12 protein-coding genes are annotated in these 13,505 nt (G+C 69.4%); 3 read left to right on the top strand and 9 right to left on the bottom strand.

Going from position 1 to position 13,505, the window contains the following annotated elements; translation table 11 throughout:
* Positions 1-9: 9 nt before the first annotated feature.
* Both AMYAL_RS0131110 and AMYAL_RS0131105 read right to left on the bottom strand, forming a co-directional pair.
* The gene (locus AMYAL_RS0131110; RefSeq protein WP_020635193.1) at positions 10-1,260 is read right to left on the bottom strand and encodes an MFS transporter; all 1,251 of its coding nucleotides are present in this window, start codon (positions 1,258-1,260) and stop codon (positions 10-12) included.
* Positions 1,257-1,835: an ArsR/SmtB family transcription factor gene (locus AMYAL_RS0131105; RefSeq protein WP_020635192.1), complete on the bottom strand. Its 579-nt coding sequence runs from the start codon at positions 1,833-1,835 to the stop codon at positions 1,257-1,259. The genes AMYAL_RS0131110 and AMYAL_RS0131105 overlap by 4 nt, the downstream gene beginning before the upstream one ends.
* Before the next feature lie 104 nt (positions 1,836-1,939).
* Here AMYAL_RS0131105 and AMYAL_RS0131100 point away from each other — a divergent pair, with 104 nt between their 5' ends.
* From AMYAL_RS0131100 to AMYAL_RS0131090, 3 genes are all read left to right on the top strand, one after another.
* Complete coding sequence (locus tag AMYAL_RS0131100) at positions 1,940-2,476, top strand: NADPH-dependent FMN reductase (RefSeq protein ID WP_026467592.1); 537 nt, start codon at positions 1,940-1,942, stop codon at positions 2,474-2,476.
* 76 nt (positions 2,477-2,552) lie between these two features.
* Positions 2,553-3,497 (top strand): 5'-3' exonuclease, encoded by a 945-nt coding sequence (locus AMYAL_RS0131095; RefSeq protein ID WP_020635190.1) that lies wholly within the window; start codon positions 2,553-2,555, stop codon positions 3,495-3,497.
* Positions 3,494-4,462: a pirin family protein gene (locus AMYAL_RS0131090; protein ID WP_020635189.1), complete on the top strand. Its 969-nt coding sequence runs from the start codon at positions 3,494-3,496 to the stop codon at positions 4,460-4,462. Before AMYAL_RS0131095 ends, AMYAL_RS0131090 begins: the two co-directional genes overlap by 4 nt.
* Here AMYAL_RS0131090 and AMYAL_RS0131085 read toward each other — a convergent pair.
* The 7 genes from AMYAL_RS0131085 to tatC form a co-directional block, all read right to left on the bottom strand.
* Positions 4,459-5,679, bottom strand: a complete 1,221-nt coding sequence (locus AMYAL_RS0131085) for a GNAT family N-acetyltransferase (protein WP_020635188.1) — start codon at positions 5,677-5,679, stop codon at positions 4,459-4,461. The genes AMYAL_RS0131090 and AMYAL_RS0131085 overlap by 4 nt on opposite strands.
* Positions 5,680-5,723: 44 nt before the next feature.
* Positions 5,724-6,119 carry a DUF4333 domain-containing protein gene (locus tag AMYAL_RS48640; RefSeq protein ID WP_084702184.1) on the bottom strand — a complete coding sequence of 132 codons (396 nt, stop codon included), beginning with the start codon at positions 6,117-6,119 and terminating at the stop codon, positions 5,724-5,726.
* Positions 6,120-6,154: 35 nt separating this feature from the next.
* Positions 6,155-7,354, bottom strand: coding sequence for a GNAT family N-acetyltransferase (locus AMYAL_RS0131070; RefSeq protein WP_026467591.1), 1,200 nt, complete (start codon positions 7,352-7,354; stop codon positions 6,155-6,157).
* A 41-nt stretch (positions 7,355-7,395) separates the two neighbouring features.
* Complete coding sequence (locus AMYAL_RS0131065) at positions 7,396-8,235, bottom strand: DUF4333 domain-containing protein (protein ID WP_020635184.1); 840 nt, start codon at positions 8,233-8,235, stop codon at positions 7,396-7,398.
* Between the two features lie 492 nt (positions 8,236-8,727).
* Entirely contained in the window at positions 8,728-11,505 is a 2,778-nt protein-coding gene (locus AMYAL_RS0131060; protein ID WP_020635183.1) for a DEAD/DEAH box helicase, read from the bottom strand.
* An 88-nt stretch (positions 11,506-11,593) separates the two neighbouring features.
* Positions 11,594-12,469 (bottom strand): diacylglycerol/lipid kinase family protein, encoded by an 876-nt coding sequence (locus AMYAL_RS0131055; RefSeq protein ID WP_020635182.1) that lies wholly within the window; start codon positions 12,467-12,469, stop codon positions 11,594-11,596.
* Positions 12,470-12,476: 7 nt separating this feature from the next.
* On the bottom strand, positions 12,477-13,445 hold the full coding sequence (gene tatC, locus AMYAL_RS0131050) for a twin-arginine translocase subunit TatC (protein WP_020635181.1): 969 nt from the start codon (positions 13,443-13,445) through the stop codon (positions 12,477-12,479).
* Positions 13,446-13,505 lie beyond the last annotated feature (60 nt).

The following is a 13,505-nucleotide window of genomic DNA, read 5'->3' as shown; positions in this document are numbered from 1 at the left end:
GTGCCGAGCCTAGTCGGTCCGCGCCCCTTGGCTCACCGGCCGGTCACCCCCGATCGGGGCGGGATCGTCGAGCCCGCGCCAGACCCGGAAGATCGCCGGGAACACACTGGCGATCAGGTAGAGGCCACCGAAAGTGGCGAGCGCCCCGACGAGCCCGACACCGTCCAGCAGCAGCCCCGCCGCCATCGAGCCGAGCGGCATCGCGGCGAGCACCCCGCCCACGAGGAGGCTGAGCACGCGGCCGCGGACGGCTTCCGGCACCCGCTCGTAGACCGCCGGGAGCACGATCGGGTTGAGCGCGCCCGCCCCGATCCCGGCCACCACGAGCCCGGCGAGCAGGACGGCAGGCGCGGGTTCCAGCGCGAGCAAGGCGAATCGCGGCGCGCCCTCGATACCGACGGCGACGAGGATCGCCGTCCGCCGGGACAACCGATGGCCCACCCAGCCATAGATCGCCGAACCGAGCAACGCACCCGCCGCGACCGCGGTGATCATCGCGCCGATGAGCGCGGTGCTGTGCAGGACCTGGTCGCCGTACGCCGGGTACAGGACGCCGAGCAGCCCGAAGTCGAGGCTGTTGGTGAGCATCAGCATGCCGACCACCGCGCGCAGGAGCGCGTCGCGTTTGACGTACCCGAGCCCTTCGCGCAGTTCCGCCAGGTATCCGCCCGACGACGGCCTCGGCGGGCCGGCCGCGGCGGGGATCAGCGTGAACACCAGCGCGGAAGACAACAGCAGCGCACCCGTGTCGACGTACAGCACCGGGATCGGGCCGATCAGCGCGATGAGCGCGCCGGCGGCGGGCCCGCCCACCATCCGGCCGGTCCTCATCGCAGCTTCGACGGCGCTCGCCGCCCGGCTCATGCGGACGTCACCGAGTCCGGCGACTCCGGGGAGCAGCACCTGTTTCGCCGTGTCGGCGGGGCCGCGGGACACACCCATCACGAACGACAGCGCGATCAATCCGGGCAAGCTGAGCCCTGTCGTGCCCATCGCGAGCGGGATCAGCAGGACCGTGACGGTGGTCAGCAGGTCCGCGCCGACACTGGCCCGGCGGGTGCCGACCCGGTCCACGATCGGCCCGCCCAGCAGCGCGGCGACCATCAGGCCGAGCACTTCGGCCGCGGTGACGAGGCCGGTCTTGGTTCCGCTGCCGGTGCTCTGCAGGACGAACCAGGGAATCGCGAGCAAGGTCATCATCACGCCGGCCGAGGAGATCCCCGAAGCCACGACCAGCGCCCCCAGCGGCATCCTGCTCATGACTCTTCCGGACGGGATCGTCTCGGGAAGGCCGCCCAATGGACCCGGACGGGCGTATCGCCCTCCTTGGCCGGACGGCGATAGCGCTTGATCACGTCGAGGATCTCGTCGCTCAACGCGGCGGCCTCGTCAGGCGTGAGCGACAGGGGCGAGTCGTGGAAGGAGACCTTGTCGATCCACTCGTCCGACCAGTCCCGCATCTCGGCGACGAACTGCGCCTCGGCCGCGTACCGCTGCTCGACCATCGTGTGGGCGTAAGTGCTGAACGGGCCCACGAGATCGGGATCCCTGATGAAGTCCTGCCCCTGCAGCTGATCCCCTTCGTGCACGGCCTTCCACCACCGGTCGCGCCGGTTGCCGCGCTCGGAGTCTTCGGTGACCAGGCCGTACTCGGCCAGCTGGCGCAGGTGCCAGCTCGTGGTCCCGGAACTCTCCCCCAGCCGTTTCCCCAGCCCGGACGCCGTCGCCGGACCGTCTTCCCGCAACAGCTCCAAGATCCTGACCCGCAGTGGATGCGACAACGCTCGCAGCAGGCGTCCGTCGATCCTCGCGAGATACCTCTCGCTCTTCCCCATGCCGGTGACCTTACATCGCAAAGAGTTCTCTGCAATCGAATTCAGTCAGGAAAACGATTCTGGAGTTTGACCTCTACTTAGCTTCAGATTCTACGGTCTGTGCCATGACAACCGACACGCCTTACCAGCTAGCCGTCGTGATCAGTAGCGTCCGCGAGGGGCGCTTCGCACCCGTCGTCGCGAACTGGTTCCTCGAACGTGCGAAACAGCGCGACGACGTCACCCTGTCCGTCATCGACCTGGCCGAAACCCCCGACGGCCTCGCCTCAGGCGTCGCTTCGGCGGACGCCGTCGTCGTGATCGTCCCCGAGTACAACCACAGCTACCCCGGCCCGCTCAAGACCGCGCTCGACGCCACCAGCCGTGAGTGGCACGGAAAGCCGGTCGCTTTCGTTTCCTACGGCGGGATCTCCGGCGGCCTGCGCGCGGTCGAGCACCTGCGTCCGGTCTTCGCCGAACTCCACGCGGCGACGATCCGCGAGACCGTGAGCTTCCCCTTCGTCTGGAACCACTTCGACGCCGACGGACGGCACGACGGTTCCGAAGGCGCGCCCCTCGCCGCCACCACGCTGCTGGACCAGCTGAACTGGTGGGCCAACGCCCTGCGCGACGCACGCCGGGTGCGGCCCTACGCCGCTTGACCGGCATCCGTGGAGGACCCGGCTGGGGGTCGGGTCCTTCACGGACATCCGGGCCGGGACATGGCAGGCTGTCCGCGTGACCGGACCACTCGCTCTCCTCGATTCCGCGAGCCTCTACTTCCGCTCGTTCTACGCACTGCCCCAGTCGATGACCGCCCCGGACGGGACGCCGGTCAACGCCGTACGCGGGTTCACCGACACCGTCGCGCGGATCCTCGTCGACCGGCGGCCCGACCGGCTCGTGGCGTGCCTGGACGCGGACTGGCGGCCGAAGTTCCGCACCGACCTGCTGCCCAGCTACAAGGCACATCGGGTGGCCGAAGAGGTGCCGGAGGGCGGTGACGTCGAAGAAGTACCGGACACGCTGACCCCGCAGGTGCCGATCATCCTGGAGCTGCTGGAGGCCTTCGGGCTGGCGACGGCCGAGGCGGCCGGATACGAGGCCGACGACGTCATCGGCGCGCTCGCGATCCGCGAGCGGAAGTCGCCGGTCGAGGTCATCACCGGTGACCGCGACCTGTTCCAGCTGGTCCGCCACGAGCCGACGTCCACGGTGGTCATCTACGTCGGCAAAGGCTGGAACAAGGCCGAAATCCTCGGCCCGGACGAACTCGCCGAGAAGTACGGGATCCCGGCCGGGAACGCCGGCCCCGGATACGCGGACATGGCCGCGCTGCGCGGAGACCCGTCGGACGGGCTGCCCGGCGTCGCCGGGATCGGCGAGAAGACCGCGGCGAAGCTGATCACGCAGTTCGGTTCGCTTCAGGAGCTGATCGAGGCGTCCAACGCCGGTGACTCGCGGGTGCCGCTCAAGACCCGGCTGCGGCTGACCGACGCCGCCGACTACCTCGCGGTCGCCCCGACCGTCGTGCGGGTCGCGGCCGACGCACCGGTCGAGCAGTCCCGCCCGGACACCGTCCCGTCCGAGCCCGCCGACCCGGACAAGGTCGCCGAACTGGCGGAGCGCTGGAATCTCGGCCGTTCGGTGGAGCGTCTGCTGGCCGCGCTCCCCAAGCCGTGAGCAACACCGAGGCCGAACCGGCCGAACTGCTGTGCCGTGACCGCCCCGGCGACGGCGTCACCGTGCTGACCCCGCGCGAGGTGCCGCTCGGCGGGCCGCGCGCGATCCGGGTCCGCCGGACTCTTCCGCAGCGACAGCGGTCCCTGATCGGCGCGTGGTGTTTCGCCGACCACTACGGTCCTCAGGACGTGTCGGAATCCGGCGGGATGGACGTCGCGCCGCATCCGCACACCGGATTGCAGACCGCGAGCTGGCTGTTCAGCGGCGAGGTCGAGCACCGCGACAGCATCGGCACCCACGCCATGGTCCGGCCAGGCGAACTCAACCTGATGACCGCCGGGCACGGCATCGCGCATTCCGAAGTGTCCACACCGGACACCAGGACACTGCACGGTGTCCAGCTCTGGATCGCACTGCCCGACGAACACCGCGACACCGCACGGGACTTCCGGCACTACGCGCCGCCGCTGCTCCGGCTGCCCGGAGCCACCGCACGGGTCTTCCTCGGCAGCCTCGCCGGGACCACGTCACCGGTGCGTGCGTTCACTCCCCTGCTGGGCGCCGAACTCACCGTGGCGCGCGGGGCCACCTTGACCCTCGACGTCGACCCCGCCTTCGAACACGGAGTCCTGCAGGACGTCGGCTCGGTCACCGTCGCCGGAACCGCGCTGGGTACCGGCGAACTCGCCTACCTCGCGCCCGGCGCCGGACAGCTGGCGCTGACGAACAGCGGCGGCGAACCGGCCAGGGTGCTCCTGCTCGGCGGGACCCCGTTCACCGAGGAGCTCGTCATGTGGTGGAACTTCGTGGGCCGCAGCCACGAGGAGATCGCCGAGTACCGGGAGGCGTGGCAAGCCCAGGCGGACCGGTTCGGCTCCGTGGACGGATATCAGGGCACCACGGCGTGGTTGCCCGCACCCGCGTTGCCGCAGGTGCGGATCAAACCGCGGCGCAATCCGGCTTAGAAGAACGTCCCGCACCACGGGGCCCGCGCGGTGTGGAACAACGCGTCGGCACGCTCGGCCGCCCCGGCTTCCAGTACCTCGACACGGCCGGACAGGGCCAGATCGCTGAAGAAACCGTGGCCGAGGTAGAGCGACGACAAAGTGCTGACGTCCAGCCTCAGCTCCGGCTCGGCGGTGGTGCGTTCTACGCCGCTCGTGCCGACGGCGTAACGGCCGTTGTTGTCCGGAAGCTGCTTGTCGGACACTTCCAGCACTACGGGCTCCGCGGTGCCGTAGGTGCGTGCCCGCAAAGCCGCGAGCACGTCGACGAGCCGGACCCACAGATCGTCGATGACCTCGGTCGTGTTGACCGCACGCGGGTCGGTGAGCAGTTCGGCGATCGGCTCGTCCATCGGGCGGCCCCGTCCGGCGATCGCCGAGACAAGGTCGACCGACAGCAGGAAGCGCCACAGTCCTGCCCAGGCCCGCGGTGTCGCGGCCTCGAGTTCGCGGATCTCCAGGATCGCTCCGCGTTCCGGTGCCTTACGGTCGCGCGCGTCGATGGTCCGGTAGACGACGAAACCGTCGTCCCCGTCCGGACCACTGTGGACCGCGACGCGATAGCCGTCGTTCCCGGTGACGAGCCGGTCGAAGAAGCCCGGCCACCATTGCTCGGGGCGGGAGACGGACCCAGGCCGCGTTCCTTCGAACCGTTTGTACAGCGAGGAAACACGCCGGACCGCCTCGGCCGGGGTGACGAACCTGACCTCTCCGTCCCGTCCCACGCCGTCGCGGACCTGAGCGCGGGGGCGTTCGACGAACACGCCTTTGCAGAAAGTGGCCGCACCGTAACCGAAGCGCCCGTAGATCACACCTTCCGAAGCGTGCAGCGCCGCCAGCGGGACACCTCGTGCGGCGAAGTCCTCCAGCTGTGCGGCCATCATCGTGGTGAGGATCCCGCGACGGGTCCAGTCCGCGCGGACGGCGACGCCGTCGACGCCCGCGGTGGCGAGCTTCCGTCCACCTGGGACAGTGAGCTCCATCTCGAAGGAACTCGCGATCCCCACGGGGGTGCCATCGCCGTCGAACGCGGCGAACTTCCCCGCGGCAGGCCAGGTCGGCGCCATCTTCGCCCAGGCCTCGTCCGAGATCGGCTTGGCGTGCAAGGCCTGTTCCAGGACTTCGAGGCAGGCGCGCTGCTCGCCTTCGGCCACGGCACGCACATGGAATTCGCTCATGACAGCAGATCCTGCCGTCCGATCCCGGCGAACCCAACCGGTTTTCAGGCGGGCGCGCCGACCTCGTAGCGGCCGTCGTCACCGGTGACGGTGATCGTGACGGTCTTGCCCTCCCCTGCGACCTGGACGGTGCAAGTGAACGTACTGCCGTCCTCGACCTTCTGGTTCGACGGGCAGAGCACCTCGCCGACCTCGCTCATCTGATACGTCCCGGTGAGGATCTTCCGCACGTCGGCCTGCATGGTCCGGGGATCGAAGACCCTGCCCGGAGCGTCGGTGGAGGAACCACCGGCGGAAGACGCGCTCGGCGAGGCACTCGTCGTGGGCGGGACGGTGACGGTCTTGGTCGCCTCCGCGGGTGCCGGGGCGGCCGAACACCCAGCCAGCACCGCGAAAGCGCCGCAGCACAGAACGACCGTCGCGACGGCTCGCCTGCTCAAGCTTCTCCACCCCCACCGAATGTGATCATCCAACGTCAGAAGAAGGTACCGCACCAGGGGTTCACTCGCGTGCCGAACAGCAGGTCCGCCCGCTCCAAGGCGGCCTCGCCGGTGGCGCGGACGCGTCCGGCGGCCGCGAGCTCCGACGCGCGCCAGGCACCGAGGTACAGCATCGAGAGCGTGTCGGCACTCACTTCGAGATCCGCGGGCTCGGTGGTGCGGACGGAGCCGTCCCCGGAGAGACGGTAGCGGCCGGAGTTGTGCTCCAGGAAGGGATCGGTGACTTCGATGACGACCGGTTCGCCCTGGTACGTGCGGGCGTCGAGCATGGTGGCGACGTCGACGAGCCGGAGCCAGCCTTCGTCCTGGAGCTTCTGCACGGTCACGTGCCGCAGGTCCGTGAACAGCAACTCGACCGGTTCGTCGAGTGGCCGTTTTTCGATGGTGATGCGGTCGACGAGGTCAACGGACAGCAGGTAGCGCCACAACCCCGCGAACGCGTCTGAGCCCGCGTAGTGGAAGGACTGGATCTTCAGCAACGCCGGATCGCCGAACTTGGCCCTCTCGACGGTGTAGGTGACGTAGCCGTCGACACCGTCCGGGCCGCGATGCACGGCTGTCGTGACCGGAGTGGTCGCCCGGCGCAGTTCGCGCTCGTAACCCGGCCACAGATGCGGGCTCCGCGCGATCATGCCGGGCCGGGTGCGCGGGAGGGCGTCGAAGAGCGACGGCCATTGCTCGAGGGTGCTTTCCAGGTCCAGCAACGAGATCTGCCCGCCCACCGGGACCTCGGGACGGAACCGGGCACGGTGCCTGTCGACCTCGATCGACTTGGCCCGCGCCCCGACTCCGTAGCCGAACCTGCCGTAGATGGCACCCTCGGACGCGTGCAGCATCGCCGCCGGAACGCCGCGGGCCGCGAAATCCTCGAACTGAGCGCGCATCAACCCGGTCAGCACACCACGCCGGATGCGGTCGGCCCGGACGCCGACCAGGCTGACCGCCGCGAGCGGCGTGATGCCTCCACCCGGCAGCGTCACTTCCGAATCGAAGGACCGGACGGTGCCGATCAGCTCCGGATCGAACGCACCGAACCCGCGGTCCGGCTGCATCGACGGGGCGATGGCCGACCATTCCTCGTCGGTCATCTCCTTCACGTGCAAGGCACGCCTGAACACGTCGGTCGCGGCCCGTTCCTCATCGGACCGCAGCGGGCGCACTGAGAAGTCACTCATGGGGACGATCATGCAGGATCGACCGTCCCCGGCGCCCGCCGTTATTTGGTGACGGCGGGCGGTGAGACCTCGTAGTTGCCGGTGTCACCCTTCACGGTGATCGGCACCTCCTGCGGCTTGCCCTCGATCGTCGCGGTGCAGGTGAATTTCACCCCGTCCTTGACTTCCTGGCCCGAGGGGCAGGTGACCGCGCTGATCTCCTTGATCCCGTAGGTCTCGGTGAGCAGCTTCTGCACGTCGGTCTGCATCTGGGTGTTGTTGAAGACCTGGGTGTTGAACCAGCCCGGCGTGACGAATCCGAGGACGCCGACCGCGGCGATGATCACCACGAGCGCGCCGATCCCGATGAGCAGGCCCTTCTTGGACTTCGGCTTGTCCTGCGCCTCGCCCTGGGTGCCGGGGAACTGGCCCTGGCCGTACTCGTACTGGCCCGGCTGCTGGGGCTGCCCGTACTGCGGCTGCTGCTGCGAGCCGCTCTGCGGGTAGCCAGGCTGCTGCTGGGGCCCGCTCTGCGGATACCCAGGCTGTTGCTGCGGGCCGCTCTGCGGATACCCCGGTTGCTGGCCGTACTGCGGCTGCTGGCTTTGCTGGCCCCACTGAGGCTGCTGTTGCTGCGTCTGAGAGGGGTCGTAGCCGGGCTGCTGCTGTTGCGGATAGCCAGGAGGCTGCTGCTGGGACGGGTCGTACGGTGCGGGCTGCTGGCCCCATTGGGGCTGTTGCTGCTGCGTCTGCGACGGGTCGTACTGCGGCTGCTGACCCCACTGCGGCTGCTGCTGCGGGCCGCTCGGTGGTTGAGCGCCACCCGGCTGTTGCCCGTAGCCCGGCTGCTGGCCCCACTGGGGCTGCTGCTGCGGGTCGTTGCCGCCATACGGCGTGCTCATCGTTCGCCTCCGCCTGTTCCGCCATCGTCACCGGCCGGTTTACCTCGGCCTTCGTGGGCGATCCAACCACAGGTCGGCGCGCCTGCCCACTGTTCGCGGGTGGTGTCGGGGCAACTCGATCCGCCGGTCGGCCCAACGCCTCGTGAGTGGTAAGGCTTGTTCCAACCGACCGGTATTCGCCTACCCACTGGATCCTGTCCCCCATCGGGGCCCTGTCCAGGCTCGCACTAAATCCCGTTGAAGGCCTGGTGGTCTCGCGACGATGTTCGCCGAACCACCACCCGTGCAGGTCAGGCACAGGTAAGTCCGATCCGTGAAGGCCTCCTTGCCTACCCTGAAGGTAGGCAAGGAGCCCTTCACGGACGAGAGTGGTGCGGCCGGCGATCGAGCGGGAAGATCCGGGACACTCAACGTCCCGATTCCTCCATCGTCGAGACCGGCAGCCGCAAAACCGCCGTCCGCCCTAACCGGCTTCACCACTCACGAGACCCGCTACGCGCCTCCCGCCGCCACGACCCCGCGTCGCAAGGCCTTCACGGCGTCCGAAGCCGCCGCACCCACCGGGTCGGCCCGCCCGAGGACGTCGCGGATCTGGTCCAGCAGGTCGATGACCTGCCGCGACCAGCGCACGAAGTCACCGGCGGACAGCTCCTGCCCGTTCGCCTCGGCGGCGGTGAGGACCTTCTCCAGCGATTCGCCGCGCGCCCAGCGGTAGATGGGCCAGGCGAAGCCGGCATCCGGTTCACGGGTGCGGTCCAGCTTGTGCCGTCGCTCGTCCTCGGTGAGTTCCATCCACAGGCGTGTGGTCGCCTGCCAGGCGTCGAGGACCTTGCCGGCGGGCAGGCGAGGCTCCCCCGCCGTGTCGCGGCGTGCTTCGAAGACCAGCGTCGAGACGACGGCCGCGAGTTCGGCGGGTGCCAGGCCCTTCCAGACGTCGTGCCGGATGCATTCGGCGGCGAGCAGGTCGGACTCGCTGTAGAGACGGGTGAGCCGCTTCCCGTGTTCGGTGACGCGGTCCTCGCCGTCGCCCTTGGATTCGGGACCGAGGTATCCGCGCTCGCCGAGCAGCCGCAGGATGCGGTCGAAGGCGCGCGCGAGCGAATGCGTCGTCGCGGCGACTTTGCGTTCCAGTTGCTCGGTCTCCGCCGAGAGACGCTGGTATCGCTCGACCCAGCGCAGGTTCGCCTCGCGTTCGGCCAGACCGTGGCACGGATGCGCGCGCTGCGCCCGCCGCAGCGCGGCCAGCTCACCGTCCTCATTGGCCCCGGCGCGACGCTTTTGCCTGCCGGGCAAGGAGATTCCCGCGTTGCGCAGGGTCGAGGCGATGTCACGACGGGTCTTGGGCGAACGCAGCTCGATGTGCTTCGGCAGCTTGATGTTCCCCAGCGCCTCCACCGGCGCGGGGAAGTCGGAGACCGAGAGCGGCCCGGACCAGCGGTCTTCGGTGACCACGACGGGCCGCGGTTCACGGATCGGGTCGAGCCCTGGGTCGACGACGACCGCGAGCCCCGCGCGCCGTCCCGCGGGTACCGCGATGACGTCACCCTTGCGGAGCTTCTCCAGCGACTCGGCCGTGCCCGCCCGGCGGGCGGAGGTGTTCTGCCGCGAAAGCGCCTTCTCCCGTGCGGAGATCTTGGCGCGCAGCTCGACGTACTCCAGCATCTCGTCGAAATCGCCGGTGATGGCGGAGGTGTAGCCCCGCAGGGCCTCCTTGTTCCGCTCGATCCGCCGCGCCGTCCCGACCACCGACCGGTCGGCCTGGAACTGCGCGAACGACTGTTCCAGCAGGTCACGGGCCGCCTCGGCGCCGACCTGGGCGACCAGGTTCACCGCCATGTTGTAGCCGGGCCGGAAAGACGATCGCAGCGGGTACGTCCGGGTCGAGGCAAGGCCGCCGACCTGCTTCGGGTCGATCCCCGGCTGCCATGCGACGACGGCGTGGCCTTCGACGTCGATCCCGCGCCGCCCGGCACGCCCGGTGAGCTGCGTGTACTCCCCCGGCGTCAGGTCGACGTGTGCCTCGCCGTTGTACTTCACCAGCCGTTCCAGGACGACGGTGCGCGCGGGCATGTTGATGCCGAGCGCGAGCGTCTCGGTGGCGAAGACGACCTTCACCAGGCCCTGGACGAACAGCTCCTCGACGGTCTCCTTGAACGCGGGGAGCAGCCCCGCGTGGTGCCCGGCGATGCCGCGTTCGAGCGCCTCGCGCCATTCCCAGTAGCCGAGGACGCCGAGGTCGCCTTCGGGCAGGTCCTTGGTGCGCTCGGCGACGATGCGGCGGACCTTCTCGACCTCTTCGGGACCGTTGAGCCGCAGACCCGACCGGACGCACTGGCCGACGGCGGCATCGCAGCCGGCGCGGGAGAAGATGAACACGATGGCGGGGAGCAGACCGGCGTTGTCCAGTCGCTCGACCGTGTCGGTGCGGGACGGCGGCCGGAACCGCGGCATCCGGGACGGCGCCCCTCGGCGCCCCCTCGGCCCGCGCATCCCGGCCGGGGCGAACCCGCGGCCGACCTCCTCGGTACGGCGCAGCAGGCTGGGGTTGATCCGCAGTTCGGTGCCGGGCGCGTGTTCCTCCTGGCCCGCGAACAGGTCCATCAGCCTGTTCCCGACCAGCATGTGCTGCCACAGCGGCACGGGACGGTGCTCGTCGACGACGACGGTGGTGTCGCCGCGGACCTCGACGAGCCATTCACCGAACTCCTCGGCGTTGCTCACCGTCGCCGACAGGCCGACGACCCGGACGTGCTCGGGCAGGTGGAGGATGACCTCTTCCCAGACCGCGCCGCGGAACCGGTCGGCGAGGTAGTGGACCTCGTCCATCACCACGTACGCGAGCTCGCCGATGGTCGAGGAACCGGCGTAGAGCATGTTCCGCAGGACCTCGGTGGTCATGACCACGACCTGCGCGTTGCCGTTGATCGAGGTGTCACCGGTCAGCAGGCCGACGGCGTCCGTGCCGTAGCGGCCGACGAGATCGGCGTACTTCTGGTTCGACAACGCCTTGATGGGTGTCGTGTAGAAGCACTTCCGGCCTTCGGCGAGGGCGAGGTGCACCGCGAACTCGCCGACCACGGTCTTCCCGGCGCCGGTGGGCGCGCAGACGAGCACGCCGTGCCCGTCTTCGAGTGCCTCGCAGCCGCGGACCTGGAAGTCGTCGAATTCGAACGACGACTCCGCCGCGAAGCGGGTCAGCTGGGGATACTGCGCACGGCGCTGGGAGGCGGCGTATGCCTCGGCCGGGGTCTGAGGAGGGCTATTGACCACTTCGTCAGGGTTCCATACCCCACCGACAGTTCGCACTCGGTGTGACGATCTAGGGAACCCGTGTGGCGCGCGGGTGATTACACCGGGCTCATCCGACGACGGTGAGCGCGCCGGGGACGCAGGTGATGTCGATCGGCAGTCCGCCCAGCGGCTCGCCGTCGGCGTAGACCGGCAGGTCGCTGCCCGCGAGGTGGAGCCGGGTGGCTTTGAGGGTCCGGACCGCCGGATGCCCGACGTGCCTGCCGGAGCGGACACCGGGCAACATGCGGAGGAGGTCGCGCCGGGTCGCGTCGCCCACGACGGTGACGTCGAATCGGCCGTCTTCCGGGTCGGCTCCGGGGCAGATCCGCATACCACCGCCGTAGAACGGGGTGTTGCCGACGGCGATCATGGTGGCGTCGAGTTCGAGGGTCTCGACGTCGGTGCGGAGCACGACCGGCCGGGGCCGGAACGCGGCGAGTTCGGCCAGGATCGCGACGTCGTAGCGGCGCGGGCCACGAGGCCAGGTCAGCCGGTTGGCGCGTTCGGTGACCAGGGCGTCGAAGCCGGAGCACAGCACGGTGGCGAACCATTCGTCACCGGCCCGGCCGAGGTCCAGCCTCCGCCTGCTGCCGTCGGCGAGTCGCCTGGCGACCAGATCGACGGCCGCGTGCGGGTTCTCCGGGATCCCGAGCGCCCTGGCGAAGTCGTTGCCGGTGCCCGCGGGGACGAGTCCGAGGGCAACGCCGGATTCGGCACAGAACTGGACACCCTGGTGGGCCGCGCCGTCACCACCGAGGACGACGAGAGCGTCCAGCCCGGCCGCGCGCGAGTCGGTCATCAGCGCGCGGGATTCCTCGACCGTGTGGGCCACGAGGACGTCGAGCCGGTCGACGACGGGCCGCAGCCGCGCCGCGACCGACTCCATCAGCCGTCCCGCCGCCCCGTTACCGGAGGCGGGGTGGACGGCCAGTGCCGCGTGCATCCCGTGCTCAGGTGACGTCGTCGGTGTTGGTCCGCTTGCCGTTCGTGGCGGCCGAGGGCTCGTCGTCGATCGTGCTCGGCGTGTAGTCGAACGGCGCGGCCTCGTCGTCAGCGAGCTTGTCCCAGCCCTCGGTGCCGCGTTCCTTGTCGAGCTTGCGGTCGTGGAAGCGCGCGATCTGGATGGACAGCTCCAGCAGCACGATCAGTGCGGCGGACAGGCCGAGCATCGAGAACGGGTCCGAACCGGGTGTCGCGAAGGCGGCGAAGACGAACACGACCATGATCAGGCCGCGGCGCCACTTCTTCAGCGTCTGGTACTTGAGGACGCCGACGCGGTTCAGCATCACTACGAGCAGCGGGAGTTCGAAGCTGACACCGAAGATCAGCAGCAGCGACAGGATGAACGAAACGTACTTGTCCGCGGTCAACGCGGTGATGAACTGATCGCCACCGAAGTTCATCAGCAGTTCGAGGGCGTGCGGCACGAGGAGGTACGCCAGCACGGCACCCCCGGCGAAGAGCAGCGACGCGAACGCGACGAACGTCAGCGCGTACTTCCTCTCCTTGGAGTACAGACCAGGGGCGACGAACGCCCAGATCTGGTAGAGCCACACCGGCGAAAACAGGACGGCGCCGCCGGCGAGACCGACCTTCAACTGCGTCATGAACGCTTCGAAGGGCACGGTCTGCAACAGCTTGCACCCACCGGTGGGGCCGTCGAACCGGCGTTCGGCCGGCACGGCGCAGTAGGGGTCGGTCAGCAGCTTGCCCAGCGACGGGATCGGACCGATCGTCGTCTGGAACCAGATGAACCCGATGATCCCGCCCGCCACGAGAGCGAGCAGCGCGAAGCCCAGGCGGCGCCGGAACTCGTAGATGTGCTCGATGAGCGTCATCGTGCCGTCGGGATTCATCCGACGGCTGCGCTTGCGCCGCTTCGACCCGCGGCGTTCCTCACCTGAGGCGGAATCCGCCACTGAACAGTCCGTTCTCGTCAGGGTCCACCATGAGCGCGCCGCGACTTCGGCGCGCTCATC

The sequence above is a fragment of the Amycolatopsis alba DSM 44262 genome (genome assembly GCF_000384215.1).
Classification (GTDB): Bacteria; Actinomycetota; Actinomycetes; order Mycobacteriales; family Pseudonocardiaceae; genus Amycolatopsis; species Amycolatopsis alba.
This window is presented reverse-complemented; position numbering and strand designations above follow the sequence as displayed.